Origin of the sequence: Vibrio genomosp. F10 str. ZF-129 (genome assembly GCF_000287055.2) — a bacterium.
Lineage (GTDB): Bacteria > Pseudomonadota > Gammaproteobacteria > Enterobacterales > Vibrionaceae > Vibrio.
Genome location: NZ_AJYQ02000052.1, coordinates 1 through 253, shown reverse-complemented (window position 1 = coordinate 253; position 253 = coordinate 1). Strand labels below are relative to the sequence as shown.

Here is a 253-nt window from a genome sequence, read left to right as displayed (position 1 = left end):
ATGCGGGTTCGATTCCCGCTGCACGCTCCAGCTCACTTTTGTTGCTGATATAGCTCAGTCGGTAGAGCGCACCCTTGGTAAGGGTGAGGTCCCCAGTTCAAATCTGGGTATCAGCACCAGCTCTACAACGTAATTATTTCCTTTTGAATTATACATTATCACCAATTTTTTTTGGTTACGTGGTCATTAAGCCACTTTAATCTGTACCTAGAGGGACACACAATGTCTAAAGAAAAATTTGAACGTACGAAAC

General features: G+C 43.1%; 1 tRNA gene. It reads left to right on the top strand.

The annotated features are described in order from the left end of the window. The first annotated feature begins 43 nt into the window (after window positions 1–43). Window positions 44–119, top strand: a tRNA-Thr gene (locus A1QO_RS06215). Window positions 120–253 lie beyond the last annotated feature (134 nt).